Consider the following 22,736-nt stretch of genomic DNA (forward strand, 5'->3'; position numbering starts at 1 on the left):
TGCCTCCGAGGCAAAGAGTCAGCGGTTGGCGACGGCCTGCTTGACCAGCGTCCTGCCGAAGTCCCACATCAGCCCGCCACCGCTGTGAGCGTCGTCCATGACGGCCGTGAAGGCGGACACGAAGCGGTCCACCTCGGGCTCACCGATGACCAGCGGCGGGATCAGCTTGATCACTTCCAGGTGGTCGCCGGAGACCTGCGTGAGGATCCGGTGCTTCTGCAGCAGCGGCACGACCACCATCTGGGCGAAGAGCCCCTTCCTGGCCGCCTGCAGCATGGTCCAGCGGCTGCGGAGCTTCAACGAGGACGGCCGGCCGAACTCGATCCCGATCATCAGCCCCCGCCCGCGCACCTCGTGCAGCAGCTCGTAGCGGCCGACGAGCGCGGCGAGCCGCTCGCGCAGCAGGTCACCCGTGCGGCGGGCGTTCGCGACCGTCTCCTCGTCCTCCATCACCGCGAGGACCGCGAGCCCGGCTGCCATGGCCTGGGCGTTGGAGCCGAAGCTCGCCGAGTGCACGAGCACCCGGTCCATGGAGGAGTAGACGCGTTTGAAGATCCAGTCCTTGCCGAGCGTCGCGCCGACCGGCACGTAGCCGCCGGAGAGCGCCTTGGCCACGCAGACGAGATCGGGTTCGACGCCCTCCTCGTGCTGATACGCGTAGAAGTCGCCGGTCCTGCCCAGACCGGTCTGCACCTCGTCGACGATGAGCACCGCCTTGTGCCGGTGCAGCAGCTCCTGCGCGGACCGCAGGAAGCCCGGTGGCGAGGCGTGCACCCCCTTGCCCTGGATCGGCTCGACCACCAGGCCCGCCACGTCTCCGCGCTTGAGCTCGCGCCGCAGGGCATCCAGATCACCGAGGGCGATCGCCGTGTCGGGAAGCAGGGGTGCGAAGCCGTCCCGGAACCCCGCTTCACCGTTGACCGAGAGCGAGCCGGTCGTCAGGCCGTGGAAGGCATGGGTGCAGTAGAGGATCCGGGGCTTGCCGGTGGCGTACCGGGCGAATTTCAGCGCGGTCTCGACGGCCTCGGTGCCGCTGTTGCCGAAGAACACCCGGTCCAGATGGGGGCTGTGCGCCAGCAGCCGCTCGGCCAGGAGTCCGGGCAGCGGCTGGCAGTCGAAGCGGGTCAGGTCGGCGAGCGAGGCGTCGAGGACGTCGTGCAGGGCCTTGCGTACGACCGGGTGGTGCCGGCCGAGCCCCATCACGCCGAAGCCGGCCAGCATGTCGAGGTAGTCGTTGCCTTCCGCGTCCCAGAAGTACGCACCCTCGGCCCGCTCGTAGACCTTGTCGAACCCGATGGTGCGGAGCATGCGCGGAAGCTGGTGGTTCAGGTGTCTGGCGTGCAGCTCGTAGCGCTCGGCGCCACGTTCCGCGAGGAGCTGCGCCAGATCGAAGCCCTTGGGCCCGTCGTCCTTCACGGCCTGTTCTCCCTCGGCACCACGTGCTCCGTTTCTGGCTTGCGGCCGGCGAGCGCCGCACCGATCCGTCCGGCGATCTCCACGGGAGTCAGCCCGATATCGGCCAGCACCTCACCGCGCTTGGCGTGCGCCAGGAACTGCTCGGGGATGCCGAACGTCCGCAGCGGTACGTCGGTTCCCGCGTCCCGCAGTGCCTGCCCGACGGCCGAACCGACGCCGCCCGCCCGGCTGTTGTCCTCGACGACGGCCACCAGCCGGTGCTGCGCGGCCAGCGCGGGCAGCTGGTCGTCGACCGGTTTGACCCAGCGCGGATCGACGACCGTGCAGCGGATTCCGGCTCCCGCGAGCAGGTCGGCCGCGTGCAGACAGACCTGGGCGAGCACACCTACCGCGACCAGCAGTACGTCGGGGTTCTCGGCCCGGTGCAGGACGTCCATACCGCCGATCCGGCCGATGGCCGCGACCGGCTCCCCCACCGACTCCTTCGGGAAGCGGATCACGGTCGGCGCGTCGTCCACGTCGAGGGCCTCGCGCAGTTCCTCGCGAAGCCGGTCGGCATCGCGCGGTGCCGCGATCCGCAGGCCGGGAACGACCTGCAGCAGGGACATGTCCCACATGCCGTTGTGCGAGGGTCCGTCGACGCCGGTCACACCCGCCCGGTCGAGCACGAAGGTGACCCCGCACCTGTGCAGGGCGACATCCATCAGCAACTGGTCGAAGGCTCTGTTGAGGAAGGTGGCGTAGACGGCCACGACCGGGTGCAGACCGCCGGTGGCCAGTCCCGCGGCGGAAACGGCCGCGTGCTGTTCGGCGATCCCCACGTCCCAGACCCGGTCGGGGAACTCCTCGGCGAAGCGGGTCAGACCGACTGGGTGCAGCATCGCCGCGGTGATCGCGACGACGTCCGGGCGTTCGGCCCCGATCCGTGCGATCTCGTCACCGAACACCGAGGTCCAGGAAGGCGCCGCGGGCACCACGAGCGGCTCGCAGGTCAGCGGGTCCATCGCGCCGACCGTATGGAAGCGGTCGGCGTCGTCGGCCAGCGCCGGCGGGTAGCCGCGGCCCTTCTCGGTGATGCAGTGCACCAGCACCGGACCGTGGAAGCGCTTCGCCCGGTTCAGCGCGGACTCGACCGCCGCGGTGTCGTGTCCGTCGACCGGGCCCACGTACTTGAGCCCCAGGTCCTCGAACATGCCCTGCGGGGCGAAGGTGTCCTTGAACCCCTTCTTCGCACCGTGCAGCGACCCGTACAGCGGCTGCCCGATGACCGGTGTCTGCTGGAGCACTCCCTTGCCCCAGCTCAGGAAGCGCTCGTACCCGTCGGTCGTACGGAGGATGGCGAGGTGGTTGGCGAGGCCGCCGATGGTCGGGGCGTACGAGCGTTCGTTGTCGTTCACCACGATGATCAGCGGACGGTCCTTGGCCGCGGCGATGTTGTTGAGCGCCTCCCAGGCCATGCCGCCGGTGAGTGCCCCGTCGCCGATGACCGCGACGACGTGGCCGTGGCTGCCGCGTACCTCGTTGGCCTTGGCCAGTCCGTCGGCCCAGCCCAGCACGGTGGAGGCGTGGGAGTTCTCGATGACATCGTGCTCGGACTCCTCCCGGGAGGGGTAGCCGGACAGACCGCCCTTGCTCCGCAGCTTGGAGAAATCCTGACGTCCCGTCAGGAGCTTGTGCACATAACTCTGGTGCCCGGTGTCCCACAGGATGCGGTCGACGGGTGAGTCGAAGGCCCGGTGCAGGGCGATGGTGAGCTCGACCACCCCCAGGTTGGGCCCCAGATGGCCTCCCGTCCTCGTGACGGCCCGGATCAGGAACGCCCTGATGTCACCGGCGAGTTCGTCGAGTTCCGGTCCGCTCAAGCCCTTGAGATCCTGCGGCCCCTTGATGGATTCCAGCATCGTCACGCTCGGGCCCCCTCTCTGGTCCTGTTTCAGCTCACGGTCACGGCCGGAGCCCCTGAGGGGACTCCCGCCTCCTCCATACCGTCGGCGATCTTCATGGCTTCCTCGATGAGGGTCTCCACGATCTTCGACTCCGGGACGGTCTTGATGACCTCGCCCTTCACGAAGATCTGGCCCTTGCCGTTGCCGGACGCCACACCCAGGTCCGCCTCACGGGCCTCGCCGGGACCGTTCACGACGCAGCCCATCACGGCGACCCGCAGCGGGACCTCCATGCCCTCCAGCCCCGCACTGACCTGGTCGGCCAGCTTGTACACATCCACCTGCGCACGCCCGCACGACGGGCACGACACGATCTCCAGACGCCGCTGCTTCAGATTCAGGGCCTCGAGGATCTGCAGACCGACCTTGACCTCCTCCGCCGGCGGAGCCGACAGCGAGACGCGGATCGTGTCCCCGATCCCCTCGGAGAGCAGCGCGCCGAACGCCACCGCGGACTTGATCGTCCCCTGGAACGCGGGGCCGGCCTCGGTCACACCCAGGTGCAGCGGGTAGTCGGACTGCGCCGCCAGCAGACGGTAGGCGTTCACCATCACGACCGGGTCGTTGTGCTTCACCGAGATCTTGATGTCCCGGAAGCCGTGCTCCTCGAACAGCGACGCCTCCCACAGCGCCGACTCCACCAGAGCCTCCGGCGTCGCCTTGCCGTACTTCTTCAGCAGCCGCGCGTCCAGGGAGCCCGCGTTCACGCCGATCCGGATCGGCGTACCGGCGTCACCGGCCGCCTTCGCGATCTCCTTGACCTTGTCGTCGAACTGCTTGATGTTGCCCGGGTTCACCCGCACCGCCGCACAGCCCGCGTCGATCGCCGCGAACACGTACTTCGGCTGGAAATGAATATCCGCGATCACCGGGATCTGCGACTTCCGGGCGATCGTCGACAGCGCATCCGCGTCATCCTGCGTCGGACACGCCACCCGCACGATCTGACAACCCGACGCAGTCAGCTCCGCGATCTGCTGCAACGTCGCACCGATGTCCGACGTACGCGTCGTCGTCATAGACTGCACCGACACCGGTGCGTCCCCACCGACCGCCACCGACCCGACCTGGATGCGCCGCGAAGGGCGGCGCACCGCGAGCGGCCGGGCCGGCAGCTCGGGGAGACCCAGTGCGACTGGCTCTCCAGTGGTCATGACGTCACCGGTTCCCGCCGACGGTCTCCCGCATCGCTCGCAGGGATTCCTTCAGGGACCCCATCGTGGCGAGTACGGCGGTGGGCTCGTAGCCGCAGTGCGCCATGCAGTTGGCGCAGCGCGGGTCCTTGCCCCGGCCGTACTTGTCCCAGTCGGTGTCCTCGATGAGCTCACGGTACGTCGGCACGTACCCGTCGCTCATCAGGTAGCAGGGCCGCTGCCACCCGAAGAGCGAGTAGTTGGGAATGGCCCAGGCCGTGCACGGGAAGTCCGCCTTGCCCTCCAGGAAGTCGAGGAAGAGCGGCGAGTGGTTCAGCCTCCAGCGGTTCCGGTTGCCGCCGGCGAAGGACTTCTTGAAGAGCTGGCGGGTCTGTTCGACGCCCAGGAAGTGCTCCTGGTCGGGTGCCTTCTCATAGGCGTAGGCGGGCGAGATCATCATCTCGTCGACCTTCAGTTCGTCATTGAGGTAGTTGAGGACCTCGATGACGGTCTGCGGGGTGTCGGTGTTGAAGAAGGTGGAGTTGGTGGTGACCCGGAAGCCGAGCCGCTTGGCCTCCTTCATCGCCTCCACCGCCTCGTCGAACACGCCTTCCTTGGCGACCGACTCGTCGTGCCGCTCGCGCAGTCCGTCGATGTGCACGGCGAAGGCGAAGTACGGCGACGGCGTGAACTTCTCGAGCTTCTTGCGCATCAGCATGGCGTTGGTGCAGAGGAACACGTACTTCTTCTTCGCGACCAACTGGCGCACGATCTCGTCGATCTGAGGGTGCATCAGCGGCTCGCCGCCGGCGATGGACACCATCGGGGCACCTGATTCGAGCACTGCCCCGACCGCCTGGGCGACGGGCATGCGCTGCTTGAGCACCCCGGCGGGGTGCTGGATCTTGCCACATCCCTCGCATGCCAGATTGCAGGCGAACAAGGGTTCCAGCTCGACAATCAGCGGAAATTTGTCCCGCTTGCGGATCTTCTGTTCGATGAGATACGTCGCAACCTTGATGGACTGACGGAGCGGCATGGCCATCTGGGCTCACCTCCTGGGGAGCAGCAAAGATCGGTGCCATTCATGGAAAGCCGGAAGGACAGCACGAAGAACGCGGAAAGCTGATATTCCACCGCGCACTGTGCCAATGCGGACGAGCTCATGCTCCGGAGCATCCACGACCACCCGTACGGCCGCAACCGGGCGTGGTCCGCTCCGTACAGCGGTACGGAGTGTGGCGGCGGATTCCATGTCCACCGCGATGGCGCCGGTGGCCCGCAGCGCGGCGCGCTCCGGCCCCCGGACCACATGGTCGGAGCCGGTCAGCGGGCCCGTGTGGACCTTGCGTCCCGGCACGGCCCTGGCCAGGGCATCGACCAGCAGACCGGCGCCCGTGCAGGCAGTGGTGCCGCCGGGGTCCCGGGTCTCCTCCGCCACCACGAGGTCCCCGGGGTGCATTCCGGGGGCCAGACCGGCACAGAAGCCGGAGGCGATGACCGCCGCGCCCCCGGCTCCGTCCCGGCCCAACGCACGCATGACGGCGCTCTCGGCGGCCTTGGGCCCCATGCCCGTCCTGATGACGGTCACGGGGCCGGCGCCGCCGCCGGCCCTGCCGCTGCGCAGGGCCAGGTGCTCGATGCCCAGTGCGCAGGCGATCAGCAGCGGCGTGACGGGGCCGGGAGGCCCCTGGGCCTCGCCCATCAGGCCCCCTTGCCCGTGGCGGCGCCGGTGGTCGTGCCGTTCGCGAACGGGTCTCCGTAGACGTACCGCCCGAGTGCGGTGAGGGGGAAGACCTGACGGTAGAGGTGGTAGTTGATGGAGAAGTCCCAGGGGAAACCGGTCCCGGTGAAGTACGGCTCGTCCCACGAGCCGTCCGCCTGCTGGGTCTCGGCCAGCCAGGCGATGCCGCGCTCCACGGACCTGCTCTCACGCTCCCCGGCGGCGAGGAGCGCGAGGAGCGCCCAGGCCGTCTGGGAGGCGGTCGACGTGCCGTGGCCGATCCACTTCTCCTCCTGGTAGGAGCGCAGGTCCTCGCCCCAGCCGCCGTCGTCGTTCTGGACCGACTCCAGCCACCCGACGGCCCGGCGGACCGAAGGATGGGCGGCCGGCAGCCCCGCCGCCACGAGGGCGGGCACCACGGAGCCGGTGCCGTAGATGTAGTTGACACCCCACCGGCCGAACCATGCGCCGCACGCCTCCTGTTCGGCGAGCAGCCACTCGATGCCGCGCCGGGTACGGGGGTGGTCGGAGCGGCCCTCGATGGCGAGCATCTCCACGACATGCCCGGTGACATCGGCGGACGGCGGGTCGATGACCTCACCGAAGTCGCAGAACGGCAGCCGGTTCGGGAAGGGGCTGGTGTTGTCCGCGTCGAAGGCGCCCCAGGCCCCGTTGCGCGACTGCATGCCGAGGTTCCAGCGCACCCCGCGTTCGATGGCGGCCTCGAGCCTGGCAGGGTCCGGGTGCCGGACCCGGCGCAGCGCCAACACGACCTCGGCGGTGTCGTCGATGTCGGGGTAGTTGTCGTTGTGGAACTCGAACGCCCAGCCGCCTGGGGCGAGTTCGGGCTTGCGGACGGACCAGTCGCCGGGTCGTACGATCTCCTCGCCGAGCATCCAGTCGGCTGCCCTCACGAGCGCCGGATGGTCGGCGGGCAAACCGGCGTCGGCGAGCGCGATGGTGGCGAGGCAGGTGTCCCAGACCGGCGACTGGCAGGCCTCGATCATGCGGGCGCCGTCCTCGCGCCACACGGTGAACCGGTCGAGCGAGGCCAGCCCTGCCTTCATCACCGGGTGGTCGAGGTCGTAGCCCAGCAGGTGCAGGGCGATGACGGAGTACACGGCGGGTGGCTGGATGCCGCCCCAGCAGCCGTCGTTCTCCTGGCGCTCGATGATCCAGCGGGCCGCGGCGTTCTTGGCGATGCGGCGCAGCCGGCGCGGGGCGACCCGGTGATAGGCGTGCAGGGCCTTGTCGAGCCGTTGGAAGACACCGTCCCAGCTGGCCACCGGCGCCATGCGCCCCGGCGGGTTCGGGTGCTCCGGGTCGGTGTGGAGCTCGTCGAGGGCGAACGGAGCGGGACGTACCGGCCGTTCGGCGGAGACGATGGTGAGCGGGACGATGGTCTGGCGGGCCCAGCAGCCGAAGTCGTAGATGTTGAGCGGGACCCACTTCGGGAAGAACATCAGCTCGGGCGGAAGCTCGGGCAGGTCGTCCCACTTCCACCAGCCGAAGAGGGCCAGCCAGATCCGGGTGAAGACCCGGGCCGCCGCGATGCCGCCCTGTTCCCGGACGAAGCGTGCCGCCCGGATCATGTGCGGGTCGTCGGTCCGGTCTCCGGCCAGCCTGAGGGCGACGTACCCCTCGATGGTGGCGGAGAGGTCGCCGGGGCCGCCGTGGAAGGTGGCCCAGGTGCCGTCGCCGAGCTGTTCGCCGCGGATGAAACGGGCTGCCGCCTGCACCGTGGCCGGGTCCTGGATCCCCAGGAACTGACGGAGCAGCAGGTCCTCGGCGTCCATCGTGACGTTGGTGGCGAGGTCCCCCTTCCACCAGCCCTGCTCGTCCTGTCTGCCGAGGAGGTGCTCCACCGAGCGTTCCGCGGCCCGCCGCGCGGCGGCCAGACCGTCGTCCGCGGCAGTGGTTGTGTCGGTCGGATCGCTGGCCGAGGCTGCGCGGAGGTTCGCGGCCCCGGTGCTTCCGTCGGTCGTCGCTGTCATGGCTTCCCCTTCGTGCAGTTGGTCCTCTGCTGTGCTGGGGTCTCCGTCGGCGGGCGTCCTGTTCGGGCGCCCGCCGGCGACTGCGATTCATATGAGGATGGTGATCATCTCTTTCGGACGACAACGAAGTCGGCGAGCGCGGTGAGCTGCGCCCGCACACGTTCCGGCATGTCGACACCATGCAGCGCCTCGATGGCTACCGCATGCTGACGGCGGGCTTCCTGAGCGGTCCATTCGCGACCGCCCGCCTCCTCGATGAGTGCCGCTCGCGCGGCGAACTCCTCTTCGGAGAAGCTGTCGAAGTCGCTGCTCTTGGCGTCGGCGGCGAGGAGGTCGCCCAGCCGGGCGGACGCGGGTCCGCCCGCGGCGAGCGCGGCGACGACGGGCAGGGACTTCTTGCGCTGGCGCAGATCGCTCCACGTCTGCTTTCCGGTGGCCTCCGGGTCGCCCCAGATCCCGAGCAGGTCGTCGACCGCCTGGAAGGCGAGGCCGAGGTGGTAGCCGTACGCCTCCAGGATGTCGGCGGTGCGGTCGTCCGCGCCGCCGAGCACGGCACCGATGGAGACGGCGCAGGCGAGCAGGGCGCCCGTCTTGTTGCCCTCCATCTCCAGGCACTCCTCGACGGTGACCCGTTCGCGGTGCTCGTAGGAGATGTCCTGGGCCTGCCCGTCGATGAGCTTGCGGGAGGCGGTGGTCAGGCGGCGGGCCGCTCGGCCCGCCTCGACGGTACCGAGCTCCAGCAGGACCTCGTTGGCCAGCGCGAAGAGCGCGTCGCCGACGAGGATCGCCTGGGCCGGGCCGTACACCTTCCACACGGTGTCCCGGTGGCGGCGCTGTTCGTCGCCGTCCATCAGGTCGTCGTGCAGCAGCGAGAAGTTGTGCACGAGTTCGACGGCGACCGCGCCGGGGATCCCGGCTTCGGCCGGGGCGCCCGCCGCTTCGGCGGACAGCAGGGCGAGCGCGGGGCGCACGGCCTTGCCGCCGTCGCCGTCGGCGGGCAGTCCCTGGGCGTCGATCCAGCCGAAGTGATAGGCCGCGACGGTGTCCATGGGCGGCGCCAGCCGGTCCACGGCAGCTCGCAGCACCGGCGCTGACAGGGCCCTTCCGCGCTCCAGAAGCGCGGTGACGTCCGTGGTTTCCGCCACGGTGTCGTAAGCCGGATTCGCCGGGGTCACAGACTCTCCTCTTGTTCCGGTGGTACTGCTCATGCCGCCTCCTGCAGCGGATGTTCGTGGGGCCGCCCGAGAGCCTGGAGTGCGCCGTCCGCGGCGCTGAAGCCACTGCGGACAGCGCCCTCCATCGTGGCGGGCCAGCCGGTGGCGGTCCATGCCCCCGCCAGGTGGAGGCCGGGGGCGCGGGTGCCCGCTCCCGGCCTCAGGCGTCCCACTCCCGGGGCGGGCGCGAAGGTCGCGGTGCGCTCCCGGGTGACGAAGAAGTCGCGGATCCCGGCACCGCGTGCGGCCGGGAGGAGCCGTTCGAGCTCGGGCAGGTAGCGCTTGCGCAGTTCGGCGACGGGCAGGTCGATCTCGTCCTGGGCCGCGGACTGGGAGAGGGCGAGGTACTGCCCCTCGCCCTGGAGTCCCGACTGCTCGGTGCGGTCGAAGACCCATTGCACGGGCGATCCGATGGCTGCGAAGAACGGCCTGCGCAGCACCTTGCGGTCGTAGACGACGTGAACGTTGAGGATCGGCGCGTCGGCGATGTCCAGGAGACGTCCGGGAGAGTCGATCGCCCCGTCGGGCAGCAGCCCGTGTGCCTCGCCCTGCGGTACGGCGAGCACGACGGTCTCCGCCTCGATCAGCTCGCTGTCCGTCCCGACGGCCCAGCGGCCGTCGTCGGTCCGGGTGAGCGAGCCGACCCGGGTGCGCAGCTGGGTCCTGACACCGGCCGAGTCGAGCGCCTTGCGGGCGAGGGTGTCGTGCAGGTCGCCGAGCGGGACCGCGGCCCAGCCGATGTCCGCGGCGCCCGGCTCGGAGAGCAGTCCCGTCTTGAAGACCATGGCGGCCAGTGCCATGGAGGCGTTGGGCGCGGTCGCGTTGAGGGTGGCGACACCGACGAGGTCCCAGAGCGCCTCGATGGTGCGCCCGGACTGGCCGTGCCGTCGCAGCCAGGTCGCGAAGTCGATGCCGTCGAGCGCGGGGTCGGCCGGGTCGAGGCGGCCGAGTGCCAGTGCCGCCCGCGCGACGCCCGCCTTCTCCGCGAGCGAGAGGTGCGGGTACGCGGCGAGTCCGGCGGCGAGGTGCAGGGGTACGGGAAGTCCGGTGCGGCGCAGCCGTCCGAGCCGCGGCCCTGCCTGCCTTCCGACGTCGAGTACGGGCACGTCGAGGCGGTCCTGGAGCGGGGCGAGGTGGGCGCCGTCGATCCGGTCCAGGAACCAGCGGTAGGCGGTGCAGCAGCGCAGGTAGACGTGCTGGCCGTTGTCGACGGACAGCTCGCCGCGGCGGAAGGAGAAGGCCAGCCCGCCGAGCCTGGGCCGGCCTTCGAGCAGGGTCACGTCAAGCCCGGCGTCGGCGAGGCGGAGGGCCGAGGTGACTCCGGCCAGGCCGCCGCCGACGACGACCGCGCGTGAGCGGTCCAGGTTCCGGCCACTCATGCGTCCCCCTTTCGCCGGGCGGGAGTCCGGGCCGTACGGGCCCGGGTCACGGAGATCGGAAACATCGCAGTCAGGGACGCAGCAGGCGGGCGGAGGGTTGCCCGCCGCCCGGTACCGCTCATGGGGCACATCAGACCCGCCCCCTGGCCGTCCGGCGTGAGATGTACCGCGCGTCGAGGCCCGACAGTCCGCGTACCGCCACGTAGGCCTTCTCGTGCCCGGGCAGGGAGACCCTGCCGCGCAGTACGGCCTCGGGGTCGCGTTCGATCCGGTCGAGGAGCCGGCGGTAGATGCCCGCCATGGCGGCGACACAGGCACCGCTGCGCCGGTCCAGCATCGGCAGCAGCCGGTAGCCCTCGGCGAACAGGGCACGGGCGCGCCGGACCTCGAAGTGCACCAGGCCGGCGAAGTCGGAGCCGGCCGGCGGGGTGGCCCGGTGGAATCCGGCGGAGCAGCCGAACTTGGCGAGATCGTCCGCGGGCAGGTACGTACGCCCGTTGCCCGCGTCCTCGCGGACGTCGCGGAGGATGTTGGTGAGCTGGAGCGCCAGGCCGAGCGTGTCCGCGTACTCCGCGGCACGGTCGGCACCCGGTGCGCCCGGTTCCGTCCCGAAAACGCCCAGGCTGAGCCGCCCGATGGCACCCGCGACACACCGGCAGTAGGTCCTGAGGTCGTCCCAGGTCTCGTAGCTCGCGCCGCGCACGTCCATCAGCACGCCGTCGATGAGTTCGTCGAGCCCGCCGAGGGGCAGCGGGAACCGGCGCGCCGCGTCGGCGAGCGCTACGGCCACCGGGTCGGTGTCGTCCTCGTCGACCGCGCCGCTCCTGACCCGGTCGAGCAGCTCGCGGGTGCTCTCCAGCCGGGACCGCTTGGTCTCCGGGGCCAGCTCTCCGTCGCCGATGTCGTCGACCCGACGGGAGAAGGCGTACAGCGCCGACATGGCCTGCCGCTTGTCGTACGGCAGCAGCCTGATGCCGTACGCGAAGTTACGGGCCTGCTGTCCGGTGACGGCCTCGCAGTAGCTGTATGCGGCCTGTACCGGTGCCGACATGTACGTCGTCTGTCCCTCCACGGTCCGGCTCACCCCTCTCTGTGCGCTCTTCGCAGGACAACTCCCACTTCGCGCAGCAGTCTGGGCGCGGTGGGCCTGGGCGGTCCGGGCAGTACGTCGAACCCGGCGGCCGAGATCGCGGTGAGGGCGGCTCGCCCTCCGGCGACGAATCCGGCGAGCAGCAGCTTGAGCCTGCCGTTGACACTACCCACCAGGGGAATGCCTTCGTCCAGCAGGGCATGAGCGCGTTCCGCTTCGAACGCGACCAGGGCGCGCAGCGATGCGCCCCCGGACGGTACGGCCAGGTCTGATTCACGGACATGGAAACGGGCCATGTCGTCGGCGGGGAGATAGATCCGGTCGCGGCCGAGGTCCTCGGCGACGTCCTGGAGGTGCTCGGCGATCTGCAGCGCGGTGCAGACGGCGTCGGAGCGCCGGATCCGCTCCGGGCTCGCGGTGCCGGTGATCTGCAGGACCAGCCGGCCGACGGGGTTGGCGGAGAGCTCGCAGTAGGACCGGAGCTCCGCGTACGTCCCGTAGCGGCGGATCTTCTGGTCCTGCCGGTTGGCCTCGATGAGTGCGAGGAAGGGTTCGGGGGTGAGCGCGCAGGCTCGCACGGTGGGGCGCAGGGCACGCAGCAGGGGGTGGCGCGGCATTTCGGCCGAGCCGGCGAAGACCCGGTGCAGATCGGTTTCGAGTGCGTCGAGCATGGCGACCCGGTCCTCGGTCTGCCCCGGCTCGAGGCCGAGGTGGCGCGCGTCGGCGCCGCCGGGGGCGAGGTCGCCGTCACCGATGTCGTCGACGAGGCGGGCGAAGCCGTAGACCGCCATCAGGTCGTCGCGCCAGGCGCGGGGCAGGAAGAAGGGGGCCACGGGGAAGTTCTCGTCCGCGGCCTTGTCGAGCGTGCCGGTTGCGGCGGCGTCGGTACGCGCCTGCTGGGTACGGATCACTGCGTACCGCCCGACGCGGGGACGGCGAAACCACGTCGGAGCTGGAGATTTTCCATCATTGCCGTCATATCTCCCGTTCTACACTGCTGACCCAAAACATCCCTTTTCGGACACGCCGCTCATTCTCCCGAGTGCGACGGGCTCACCAGGGGCGATGCGCGGGGGGCGTATCCCCCCACATTGCCGCGAATCAGCACCGGTACAGCTTACGTTGTACAGCGCACAAGCCCGCGCAGGGGTGCGACGCACCCCGGTACAACACTTCGATCTCCGCCAACCTTCCCCGGATTCAGGGCAATTGACGTCATCCGACGGGAGGAGATGCCCCCGGGACCCGTCGTACGTCCCCGCTGCCCGGGAGCCGGACGCCGCAGTGGCCCCCGCCGCTGCGCTCCGGCGGGGGCCACTCGGTCGTACGGGACTACTTGCCGGTCTCCCGCTCGTAGGCCTTGAGGACCTCGTCGGTGGAGCCGTCCATCAGGAGCTCGCCCTTCTCCAGCCACAGCACCCGGTCACAGGTCTCCCGGATGGTGGTGTTGTTGTGGCTGACCAGGAAGACGGTGCCCGCTTCCTTGCGCAGCTCACGGATCCGCTCCTCCGAGCGGACCCGGAACTTGCGGTCACCGGTGGCGAGAGCCTCGTCGATCATGAGGACGTCGTGGTTCTTGGCCGCGGCGATCGAGAAACGAAGTCGCGCCGCCATGCCCGAGGAGTACGTCCTCATCGGCAGCGTGATGAAGTCGCCCTTCTCGTTGATCCCGGAGAACTCCACGATGTCGTTGTACCGATCGCGGATCTCCTCACGGCTCATGCCCATCGCGAGACCGCCGAGCACGACGTTGCGCTCACCGGTGAGATCGCTCATGAGCGCGGCGTTGACCCCGAGCAGGGACGGCTGGCCGTCCGTGTACACCTTGCCGTGCTCCGTGGGCAGGAGTCCGGCGATGGCCCGCAGCAGAGTGGACTTGCCCGAGCCGTTGGTGCCGATGAGGCCGATCGCCTGGCCCCGGTACGCGGTGAAGGAGACACCCCGCACCGCGTGCACCTTGCGGACGCCGCGCGGCTCGCCCTTGCCCCGGCGCATGATCCGGCTCAGCGCCGCGGTGGCGCTGCCCTTGCCGCCGCCCGTGCCGTTGACCCGGTACACGATGTGCACGTCGTCGGCGATGACGGTGGGGATGTGCCCCTGGGACGTTTCCTCAGCCACGGCCGTACCGTTCCTCTGCCTTCCAGAAGTACACAAAGCCCGCGACGCCCACCAGGAGCGACCAGGCGAGCCCGACGGCCCAGACGTGCTGCGGCAGGTTCTCGGAGCCGTAGCCGTCGATGAGCGCGAAGCGGACCAGGTCCATGTAGATGGCCGCCGGGTTGTACTGCAGCACGTCGGCGATCCACTGCGGCTTGTCCGCCAGCATGACCGGGATGGAGAACATGACGCCCGAGGCGTACATCCAGGTCCGCATGACGAACGGCATCAGCTGCGCCAGGTCGGGAGTCTTGCTGCCCATGCGCGCCATGACCAGGGCCAGGCCCGTGTTGAACAGGAACTGCATGGCCAGCGCCGGGATCACCAGCAGCCACGAGAGCGAGGGATAACTGCCGAATCCCACCGCCACGGCCACCAGCACGATCATCGAGTACATCAGCTGCTGGAGCTGCTGCAGCGAGAAGGAGATGGGCAGTGAGGCGCGGGGGAAGTGCAGGGCCCGGACGAGGCCGAGGTTGCCGGCGATGGACCGCACCCCCGCCATGACCGAGCTCTGGGTGAAGGTGAAGACGAAGACCCCCGTCACCAGGAACGGGATGAAGACCTCCTGGCTCATCCCCCTCGCGGTGCCCAGGATGAGCCCGAAGATCAGGAAGTAGACCATCGCGTTCAGCAGGGGCGTGGCCACCTGCCACAGCTGGCCGAGCTTGGCCTGGCTGTACTGCGCGGTCAGTTTCGCCCTGGAGAAGGCCAGGATGAAGTGGCGGCGGCCCCAGAGCTGACGAATGTACTCGAACAGCCCGGGCCTGGCGCCGCTCACGGTCAGGCCGTACTTGGCGGCCACCTGGGACGCGCTGAGTCCCTCGTCGGCGGACGGTGGGGTGCTCAACGCGACCCCACCGTCGTGGGTTGTCTCACTCACAAGTTGAAACTCTCGTCTTCACAATGCGCAGCCGGTCGCGGGCGCGGCCAAGGCGGACAGGGTCCCGTACGAAAAATACGCCTCATGGTCTCAGAGAAGAGCTTCTCAGATCACCGGTGGTCGGCCCAGTCTGGTCAGCCGCCAGACCGTACGCCATTTCATGGGGCGCCGGGGACCGCAGGGCTTCGCCCAGCCTTCCCGGAAACCGCCGAACCACGCCTTGAGCGCGGGCACGGACGGCCTGCGGACCAGGGTGAGCAGCAGCCAGACACCGACGTACACGGGCACGAGCGGCGCGGGCAGGTTCCGGCGTGCGAGCCAGACCCGGTTCCGGGCCACCATGCGGTGATACACGGCATGCCGCGAGGGAGCGGTGGTGGGGTGGTTGAGCACCATGTCCGCGCGGTAGTCGATCATCCAGCCGGCGTCCAGGGCACGCCAGGCCAGATCGGTCTCCTCGTGCGCGTAGAAGAACTCGTCCGGCAGTCCGCCGACCTCGGCGATCACCTGGGTGCGTACGGCGTTCGCACCGCCCAGGAACGTCGTCACCCGGGACGAGCGCATCGGGTCGGAGGCACGCAGCCGCGGCACGTGCCGGCGCTGGGTGGCCCCGGTGTCCGGGTCGGCGATGCGGAAGGTGACGATGCCGAGCTCGGGATCCGTCCCGAACGCCTGCCGGCAGAGCTCGGCGGTGTCGGTGTTCGGCAGCAGCCCGTCGTCGTCGAGGAAGAGCAGGGCGTCCACGTCGGCGCCGGAAGGGCCGAACGCCTCGATACCGACGTTGCGGCCTCCGGGGATGCCCAGGTTCTCGGGCAGCTCCACGGTTCGCACGCCCGCGGGGACGTCGGGGACCGCGGCGCCGTTGCCGACCACGACGACCTCGATCCGGTCGCCGTCCTGCTTGGCGACCGAGTCGAGGAGGGCGCGCAGCTCGTCCGGACGGTTGCCCATGGTGATGATGACCGCGCCGAGTTTCATGGGGGAGCTCACTTCAGCCTGCTGGACGCGAGGATCGACACCAGGTGCAGGACGGTCTGGAGAAGGGCGATGCCGGCCATGACCGCGACGGCGAGACGGCTGAAGAAGAGGTCGTCCCTGACCGTGTCGAGTACGGCCACCACCAGGATGACCAGCGACGCCTCGATGCCGAGGATCAGCCGGTGGAACTTGAGCGCACCGGCGGCCCGGCGGGCGAGCGCCATGCCGGAGGAGCGCGGCTCGGACGCGGACTCCTTGACGGGCGGCAGCCCGCCCTGGTGGCGTGCGACGCCGACGAGGTCGGTCTCGGCCTTGATCAGGATGGCGCCCAGCGCGGCGAGCGTGCCCAGGAAGGCCCACAGCCAGTCGATGCGTCCCGGGCCCCACAGGTCGGCGGCACGCAGGCCGAAGCCGACCAGCACCGCCGCGTCGCACAGATAGGCGGCCACCCGGTCCAGGTAGACCCCGCCCAGCGAGAACTGCTTCTTCCAACGGGCCACCTCGCCGTCGACACAGTCGAACAGCAGGTAGAGCTGGACGGCGAGCACGCCGAGCAGGGCCCCGGGAATGCCCGGGACCAGCAGGGCGGGCGCCGCGAGCACGCCGGCGACCGTCATCACGTAGGTCAGCTGGTTGGGCGTGACCTTGGTGGTCACCAGGCGGCGGGTGATGCGCAGCGAGATCTCGCGCATGTACAGCCGACCAGCCCAGTGCTCGCCGCTGCGCCGGTCCTTCACACCCGGAGGGTGCACGACCGGACGGAGTTCAGCTATGGATGGCTTTTGCATAGTCGGCGTACGCGTCCCTGATCTGGTCGGTGGACAGGTTGAGGTGTTCCAGGATCGTGAAGCGTCCCGGGCGCGTCTGCGGGGCGTACTCGACGGCCCGGACGAACTCTTCGGCGGTGAAGCCGATCTCGTCGGGCAGCACGGGCAGCCCGTGGCGCCGCAGTACGGACGCCATGTGCAGCGACTCCTCGCGTGCACCCCGCAGGTGCATGGCGAAGCAGGCGCCGAGGCCGACCTGCTCGCCGTGGCTGGCCGCACGCTTCGGGTACAGCAGGTCGAAGGCGTGGTTGATCTCGTGGCAGCCGCCCGAGGCGGGCCGGGAGTCCCCGGCGACCGACATCGAGATGCCGGTCAGGACGAGTCCCTCGGCCAGCACCTTGAGGAAGGCGTCGTCGCCGACGGTGCCGGGGTGGCGCAGTACGGCTTCGCCGGCCTGTCGTGCCATGGCCGCCGCGAGTCCGTCGATCTCCTCGCCCTGGATCTCGTGGGCGAGCTCCCAGTCGGCGACGCAGGAGATGTTGGAGACCGCGTCGCCGATGCCCGAGCGCACGTAGCGTGCGGGGGCCTGGCGGATCACGTCGAGGTCGATGACCACCGCGATCGGGGTGGGGACCCCGTAGGAGCCGCGCCCGTTGTCGTTGTCAAGGGTCGCGACCGGGGAGCAGAGCCCGTCGTGGGACAGGTTCGTCGCGACGGCGACCATGGGCATGCCGACCCGCGCCGCGGCGTACTTCGCCACGTCGATGATCTTGCCGCCGCCGAGGCCGACGACGGCGTCGTAGCGGTTGCCCTTGATGCCGTCGGCGAGCCGCACCGCGGAGTCGATCGTGCCGTCGGTGACCGGGTACCAGTCGGCCCCCGGCAGCACCGGAGCGAGCCGCTCGCGCAGGGCGCGCCCGGAACCGCCGCTGATCGCGATGGCGAGCTTGCCCGACGCGGAGATCCGCTGGTCGGCAAGGAGACCGGCCAGATCGTCCATGGCGCCGCGCCGGATGTCGACGACGACCGGGGACGGGATGAGGCGGGTCAGTACCGGCACGCGATCTCCCTGCCGCGGGCGAGGTCGTCGTGGTTGTCGATCTCGACCCAGGTGACCTCACCGATGGGGGCCACGTCGACCGTGAAGCCGCGGTTCACGAGCTCCTGGTAGCCGTCCTCGTAGTAGAGGTCGGGGTCGCGCTCGAAGGTGACCTTCAGCGCGTCCGCGAGCTCCTCGGCGGCCTCGGGCTCGATCAGCGTGACGCCGATGTACTCGCCGGTCGCGGTGGCCGGGTCCATCAGCTTGGTGATCCGCTGCACACCCTTCTCGCCGTCCGTGATGACCTTCATCTCCTCGTCGGCGAGGTTCTTCACCGTGTCGAGGGCGAGGATGATCTTCTGGCCCTTGCCGCGGGCGTCCAGGAGGGTCTTCTCGACGGAGACCGGGTGCACGGTGTCGCCGTTGGCGAGGATGACGCCCTTCTTCAGGACGTCACGGGCGCACCAGAGGGAGTAGGCGTTGTTCCACTCCTCGGCCTTGTCGTTGTCGATGAGCGTCAGGGTCACGCCGTACGTCGCCTCGAACTCGGCCTTGCGGGCGTAGACGGCTTCCTTGCGGTAACCGACGACGATCGCGACCTCGGTGAGTCCGACCTCGGCGAAGTTGGCCAGCGTCAGGTCCAGGACCGTCTTCTCGCCGTCCACGGGCACGAGTGCCTTGGGCAGCGTGTCCGTGTACGGACGCAGACGTCGTCCTGCACCGGCAGCCAGTACGAGGCCGATCATGCGAGTTCTCCTTCGTCGTGTACAGCGGGGGCCGAGGAGGACACCCAGAAGCGGATGGACTCCACGAGCACCACCAGAGCCACGGCTGCCGCGAGCGCGGTGAGAGCCGTGGTAAATCCTGAACTCCGGGTCAGTACGGCGGCGAGTACGGCCACGACCAGGGTCCGGCCCTCGTGCCCGCCGATGGCGCGCACCAGCCACCGGGGCGGTGCGCCGGTACCGCCTCGGATGCGGTACACCGTGTCGTAGTGATGGTAGGCGACGGCCGAAACGAGGCCGAATGCCGCGGGAACGGCGTGCGGCACGTCACTGCGGGCCGCCAGCACCAGAATCGTGCAGTACTCCGCGGCCCGGAAGACCGGGGGCACGAGCCAGTCGAGCGCGCCCTTGAGCGGCCGCGAGACCGCCAGGCCGGAGACGACCGCGTACACCGCTGCCGCGCCGACGGTCAGCCAGCTGCCGTACGTAGCGAACAGGGCGGTGGCGACGATCACCACTGCGCCGACGAGGGCCAGCAGCGGGGCGGTGAAACCGCCGCCCGGGCGGCGGACCGCGCCGGCCACGGCCTGCGCGAGGGGTCCCGAGTCGGCGAGGTCGGCCAGTGCGACGGCGGCCCGGTCGGTGCGCTGCGCCTTGCGGGTCAGCGAGCGCAGCAGCCGCCCCGCCGTGGTGTAACTGGCGGCCAGCGCGCATCCGACGAGCAGGGCGTAGAAGACGATCCGGGGGGTGGTCACCGCGGTGAGAACGGCGATCATGGCCCAGCGTTCACCGATGGGCAGGACTATCATCCGGCGCAGCCAGACGGTCCAGCCGACGCTGTCGAGCCGGTCGGAGAGCGCGGCGGTGGGGCTCGTGTTGGAGACCGCGTCGTGATTGGCCTCGTTGAACGAGAAGTCGACGACATGCCGGCAGGCCTGGAGCACCATCGCGCCGAGCGCGAGGACCCATACGTCGTCGCCGCCGCGGGCGGCACCGAGGGCGAGGCCCGCGTAGTACGCGTACTCCTTGGCCCGGTCGAAGGTGGCGTCCAGCCAGGCACCCATCGTCGAGTACTGCAGCGAGTAGCGGGCGAGCTGCCCGTCGGTGCAGTCCAGGACGAAGGACAGGAGCAGCAGCACCCCGGCCGCGACATAGCCGCCGCGGGTGCCGGTCGCCGCGCTGCCGGCCGCGATGAGGGCGGTGATCAGCGAGGCGGTGGTGACCTGGTTCGGGGTGAAGCCCCGGCGGGCGCACCAGCGGGCGATGTAGCGCGAGTACGGGCTGATGAAGAACGTCGTGAAGAAGCCGTCGTGGGCCTTCACCGCGCTGCGCAGCCGTACGGCCTCGTCGTCGACGGCGTCGACGGCGGCCTGTGCGGCACTCCGGTCCTCGGGGCCGGTGGGCACCTCGGCGGTGAGCGAACCGAGCTCGGGGCGCTGCACGGCGGTGCCCTCGGCGTCCAGGGCGACGGCGAGCCGGCCGGGGACCGTGCGGTCCTCGGCGACGGGTTCGGCGCCGGCGGGCGCGACGGGGCTTCCCGCGCCCACGGCTGCCACGGCCCTGCGCAGGGCTCGGAGCAGCGCGTCCCGCGCCTCGGGCTGCGCGGTGAGCGCTCCGGGGACGGTGGCGGCGGCGAAGCGGGGGTCGGTCAGTCCGAGCCTGAGGGCATGGACGTGGCCGACGAAGCGTGGGTCCACGAGCGCGACGCGACGGCTCGCGGGGACCGCGGCGAGCAGCTCGGCGGCCTCGGAGGCGTCGGCGGCTGCCCGTACGTCAAAGCCGAGTGACCGCAGATCGTCCTCGAGCGACGATCCGGGTACCGGCGCACCGGTGAGGATGGCGGTCGACAGACGAACTCACTCCTTGGTGCTGACGGGAAAGGCGCGCGACAGTGCGGCCCTCGGGCGGGCCGGCGGCGCGTCGGCTGAGGCTATCGGATGAACGGAAGACCGAGTTCACCGCCCGTTTGTGCTCCGTTCGGGCGAACCGGCCATCATGCGGCGCTGTTCGCGATCATCATCGTCGATCAACACCTCGCCCCACAAACCGCGCAGGGTCAGCGCATAAGCTGACACGTATGACGTGGTTGATCACTGGCGGGGCCGGTTACATCGGAGCACATGTGGCGAAGGCCATGACGGGGGCCGGCGAGAGAGTCGTGGTGCTCGACGACATCTCCACGGGCATCGAGGGGCGCCTGCCCGCGGACGTTCCCCTGGTGCGCGGCTCGGCCTCCGACCGTGCGCTGCTCGACCGGGTGCTGGCCGAGCACCAGGTGACCGGTGTGGTGCACCTCGCGGCGAAGAAGCAGGTCGGCGAGTCCGTCGAGAAGCCCCTCGTCTACTACCGGGAGAACGTGACCGGCCTCGCCGTGCTGCTGGAGGCGGTGGTCGCGGCCGGTGTGCGGCGTTTCCTCTTCTCCTCCTCGGCCGCGGTGTACGGGGTTCCGGACACGGAGCTCATCACCGAAGAGACTCCGTGCGCCCCGATCAACCCCTACGGCGAGACCAAGCTGGCCGGTGAATGGCTGGTGCGGGCGACGGGCCGGGCGCACTCGGTCTCGACCGCCTGTCTGCGCTACTTCAACGTGGCCGGGGCCGCGGAGCCCGAGCTGTCGGACACGGGCGTCTTCAACGTCGTGCCCATGATCTTCGACCGGCTGACGCGCGGCGAGGCCCCGCGGATCTTCGGTGACGACTACCCGACGCCCGACGGCACCTGCGTCCGCGACTACATCCACGTCGCCGACCTCGCAGACGCGCACCTCGCGGTGGCCCGGAAGCTGGCGGAGCCCGGCTTCGCCGGGGATCTGACCGTGAACATCGGCCGCGGTGAAGGCGTCTCGGTGCGAGAGCTCGCCGATCTGGTGGGCGAGGTCAGCGGCCTGCCCACGGAGCCCGTGATCGAACCGCGCAGGCCCGGTGACGCGGCCAGGGCCGTCGCCTCTGCCGCGCGGATGACCGAGGAACTGGGCTGGACGGCCCGGCGCGGGATGCGCGAGATGGTCGAGTCGGCCTGGGAGGGCTGGTGCCTGCGCCACCCCGAGGCCCGCGCGAAGTAGTCCGCGGCACTCTGCCGACGCCTCTGACCTGCGAACGTTTCCGCAGGTCAGGGCACATGACAACGGTGTTCAGTGCCGTGTTGCCCGGTACCCCCCGCCCGTAGTTCACTGGCCACATCGGGCGATCGGCGCCCGAGTGGTACGACGCGTTCCGGAGGCGTTCCCATGGGGGCTGGCCACGATCACGGGCATACGCACGGAGGGCCGCCCCCGACGGGCACGGCCGCCGCCGCGTACAGGGGCCGGCTCAAGGTCGCCCTGGGCATCACGCTCGGCGTCATGGTCATGGAGATCGTCGGCGGACTGCTCTCCGACTCGCTCGCACTGATCGCCGACGCGGCCCATATGGCCACGGACGCACTCGGCCTCGGCATGGCCCTGCTCGCGATCCACTTCGCCAACAGACCCTCGGGGCCCAACCGCACCTTCGGCCTCGCCCGCGCGGAGATCCTCGCCGCGCTGGCCAACTGCCTGCTGCTCCTGGGAGTCGGCGGCTACCTGGTCTTCGAGGCGGTCGACCGTTTCATCACCCCGGCCGAGACCAGGGGCGGTCTGGCCATCGTGTTCGCCTCCGTCGGTCTGGTCGCCAACATCGTCTCGCTGTCCCTGCTGATGCGCGGACAGAAGGACAGCCTCAATGTGCGGGGCGCCTATCTCGAGGTCGTCGCGGACACCCTCGGCTCGGTCACCGTCCTGGTGTCGGCGGGCATCATCATGGCCACGGGCTGGCAGGCCGCCGACCCGATCGCCTCGTTGCTGATCGGTCTCATGATCGTCCCCCGTACGGTGAAACTGCTGCGCGAGACGCTCGACGTGCTTCTGGAGTCGGCGCCCAAGGGTGTCGACATGGCGGAGGTGCGCGCCCACATCACCGCCCTTCCCGGGGTGCTGGACGTCCACGACCTGCACGCCTGGACGATCACCTCCGGGATGCCGGTGCTCTCCGCGCACGTGGTCGTGCACCAGGAGATGCTGGACTCGATCGGCCACGAGAAGCTCCTGCACGACCTGCAGGGCTGCCTCGGCCATCACTTCGACGTGGAGCACTGCACCTTCCAGCTGGAGCCGAGCGGGCATGCGGAGCACGAGGCGAGGCTCTGCCACTGAGCGGGACCGGGTGTTAGGGTCTCCGGCGTACGTTCGAGCGCTTCGAGTGCTTCGAGTGCGAAGCCCGTGGGAGAGAAGGAGCTGAGGTTGATGACTGTCGCGACGACGGCTGCCCCGCGCAGCA

The 22,736-nt window shown here is 70.1% G+C and carries 19 protein-coding genes; 2 read left to right on the forward strand and 17 right to left on the reverse strand.

The window, feature by feature from the left end:
- Window positions 1-18 precede the first annotated feature (18 nt).
- From OG257_RS05735 to OG257_RS05815, 17 genes are all read right to left on the reverse strand, one after another.
- Window positions 19-1,416, reverse strand: a complete 1,398-nt coding sequence (locus tag OG257_RS05735; protein ID WP_329205306.1) for an aspartate aminotransferase family protein — start codon at window positions 1,414-1,416, stop codon at window positions 19-21.
- Complete coding sequence (gene dxs, locus OG257_RS05740; protein ID WP_329205308.1) at window positions 1,413-3,323, reverse strand: 1-deoxy-D-xylulose-5-phosphate synthase; 1,911 nt, start codon at window positions 3,321-3,323, stop codon at window positions 1,413-1,415. Before dxs ends, OG257_RS05735 begins: the two co-directional genes overlap by 4 nt.
- Window positions 3,324-3,349: 26 nt before the next feature.
- The gene (gene ispG, locus OG257_RS05745; RefSeq protein ID WP_329205310.1) at window positions 3,350-4,516 is read right to left on the reverse strand and encodes a flavodoxin-dependent (E)-4-hydroxy-3-methylbut-2-enyl-diphosphate synthase; all 1,167 of its coding nucleotides are present in this window, start codon (window positions 4,514-4,516) and stop codon (window positions 3,350-3,352) included.
- 4 nt (window positions 4,517-4,520) lie between these two features.
- The gene (hpnH, locus tag OG257_RS05750; RefSeq protein WP_329205312.1) at window positions 4,521-5,540 is read right to left on the reverse strand and encodes an adenosyl-hopene transferase HpnH; all 1,020 of its coding nucleotides are present in this window, start codon (window positions 5,538-5,540) and stop codon (window positions 4,521-4,523) included.
- 6 nt (window positions 5,541-5,546) lie between these two features.
- Entirely contained in the window at window positions 5,547-6,200 is a 654-nt protein-coding gene (locus OG257_RS05755; protein WP_329205314.1) for a phosphorylase family protein, read from the reverse strand.
- Window positions 6,200-8,212 carry a squalene--hopene cyclase gene (gene shc / locus OG257_RS05760; RefSeq protein ID WP_329205316.1) on the reverse strand — a complete coding sequence of 671 codons (2,013 nt, stop codon included), beginning with the start codon at window positions 8,210-8,212 and terminating at the stop codon, window positions 6,200-6,202. Before shc ends, OG257_RS05755 begins: the two co-directional genes overlap by 1 nt.
- 104 nt (window positions 8,213-8,316) lie before the next feature.
- Window positions 8,317-9,420, reverse strand: a complete 1,104-nt coding sequence (locus OG257_RS05765; protein WP_329205318.1) for a polyprenyl synthetase family protein — start codon at window positions 9,418-9,420, stop codon at window positions 8,317-8,319.
- Window positions 9,417-10,805: a hydroxysqualene dehydroxylase HpnE gene (hpnE, locus tag OG257_RS05770; RefSeq protein ID WP_329205320.1), complete on the reverse strand. Its 1,389-nt coding sequence runs from the start codon at window positions 10,803-10,805 to the stop codon at window positions 9,417-9,419. Before hpnE ends, OG257_RS05765 begins: the two co-directional genes overlap by 4 nt.
- Before the next feature lie 130 nt (window positions 10,806-10,935).
- Window positions 10,936-11,856: a presqualene diphosphate synthase HpnD gene (gene hpnD / locus OG257_RS05775; RefSeq protein WP_329205321.1), complete on the reverse strand. Its 921-nt coding sequence runs from the start codon at window positions 11,854-11,856 to the stop codon at window positions 10,936-10,938.
- Window positions 11,857-11,885: 29 nt separating this feature from the next.
- A complete protein-coding gene (gene hpnC / locus OG257_RS05780) occupies window positions 11,886-12,806 on the reverse strand; it encodes a squalene synthase HpnC (RefSeq protein ID WP_329205323.1) in 921 nt (306 codons plus the stop codon).
- A gap of 421 nt (window positions 12,807-13,227) precedes the next feature.
- The gene (locus tag OG257_RS05785) at window positions 13,228-14,013 is read right to left on the reverse strand and encodes an ABC transporter ATP-binding protein (protein ID WP_329205325.1); all 786 of its coding nucleotides are present in this window, start codon (window positions 14,011-14,013) and stop codon (window positions 13,228-13,230) included.
- Window positions 14,006-14,935 (reverse strand): ABC transporter permease, encoded by a 930-nt coding sequence (locus OG257_RS05790; RefSeq protein ID WP_329205326.1) that lies wholly within the window; start codon window positions 14,933-14,935, stop codon window positions 14,006-14,008. The genes OG257_RS05785 and OG257_RS05790 overlap by 8 nt, the downstream gene beginning before the upstream one ends.
- A 105-nt stretch (window positions 14,936-15,040) precedes the next feature.
- The gene (locus OG257_RS05795; protein ID WP_329205328.1) at window positions 15,041-15,913 is read right to left on the reverse strand and encodes a glycosyltransferase family 2 protein; all 873 of its coding nucleotides are present in this window, start codon (window positions 15,911-15,913) and stop codon (window positions 15,041-15,043) included.
- A gap of 8 nt (window positions 15,914-15,921) precedes the next feature.
- Window positions 15,922-16,701 carry a CDP-alcohol phosphatidyltransferase family protein gene (locus tag OG257_RS05800; protein WP_329205330.1) on the reverse strand — a complete coding sequence of 260 codons (780 nt, stop codon included), beginning with the start codon at window positions 16,699-16,701 and terminating at the stop codon, window positions 15,922-15,924.
- Entirely contained in the window at window positions 16,679-17,740 is a 1,062-nt protein-coding gene (locus tag OG257_RS05805; RefSeq protein WP_329205332.1) for an iron-containing alcohol dehydrogenase family protein, read from the reverse strand. The genes OG257_RS05800 and OG257_RS05805 overlap by 23 nt, the downstream gene beginning before the upstream one ends.
- Window positions 17,728-18,465 carry a phosphocholine cytidylyltransferase family protein gene (locus tag OG257_RS05810; RefSeq protein ID WP_329205334.1) on the reverse strand — a complete coding sequence of 246 codons (738 nt, stop codon included), beginning with the start codon at window positions 18,463-18,465 and terminating at the stop codon, window positions 17,728-17,730. Before OG257_RS05810 ends, OG257_RS05805 begins: the two co-directional genes overlap by 13 nt.
- Window positions 18,462-20,237, reverse strand: coding sequence for a DUF5941 domain-containing protein (locus OG257_RS05815; protein WP_329214923.1), 1,776 nt, complete (start codon window positions 20,235-20,237; stop codon window positions 18,462-18,464). The genes OG257_RS05810 and OG257_RS05815 overlap by 4 nt, the downstream gene beginning before the upstream one ends.
- Before the next feature lie 284 nt (window positions 20,238-20,521).
- Between OG257_RS05815 and galE the strand changes: the two genes are divergently transcribed.
- Together galE and OG257_RS05825 are read left to right on the forward strand one after the other, a co-directional pair.
- Window positions 20,522-21,505: a UDP-glucose 4-epimerase GalE gene (gene galE, locus OG257_RS05820; protein WP_329205336.1), complete on the forward strand. Its 984-nt coding sequence runs from the start codon at window positions 20,522-20,524 to the stop codon at window positions 21,503-21,505.
- Between the two features lie 165 nt (window positions 21,506-21,670).
- Window positions 21,671-22,612: a cation diffusion facilitator family transporter gene (locus OG257_RS05825; RefSeq protein WP_329205337.1), complete on the forward strand. Its 942-nt coding sequence runs from the start codon at window positions 21,671-21,673 to the stop codon at window positions 22,610-22,612.
- The last annotated feature ends 124 nt before the right edge of the window (window positions 22,613-22,736 follow it).

Origin of the sequence: Streptomyces sp. NBC_00683 (assembly GCF_036226745.1) — a bacterium.
GTDB lineage: Bacteria > Actinomycetota > Actinomycetes > Streptomycetales > Streptomycetaceae > Streptomyces.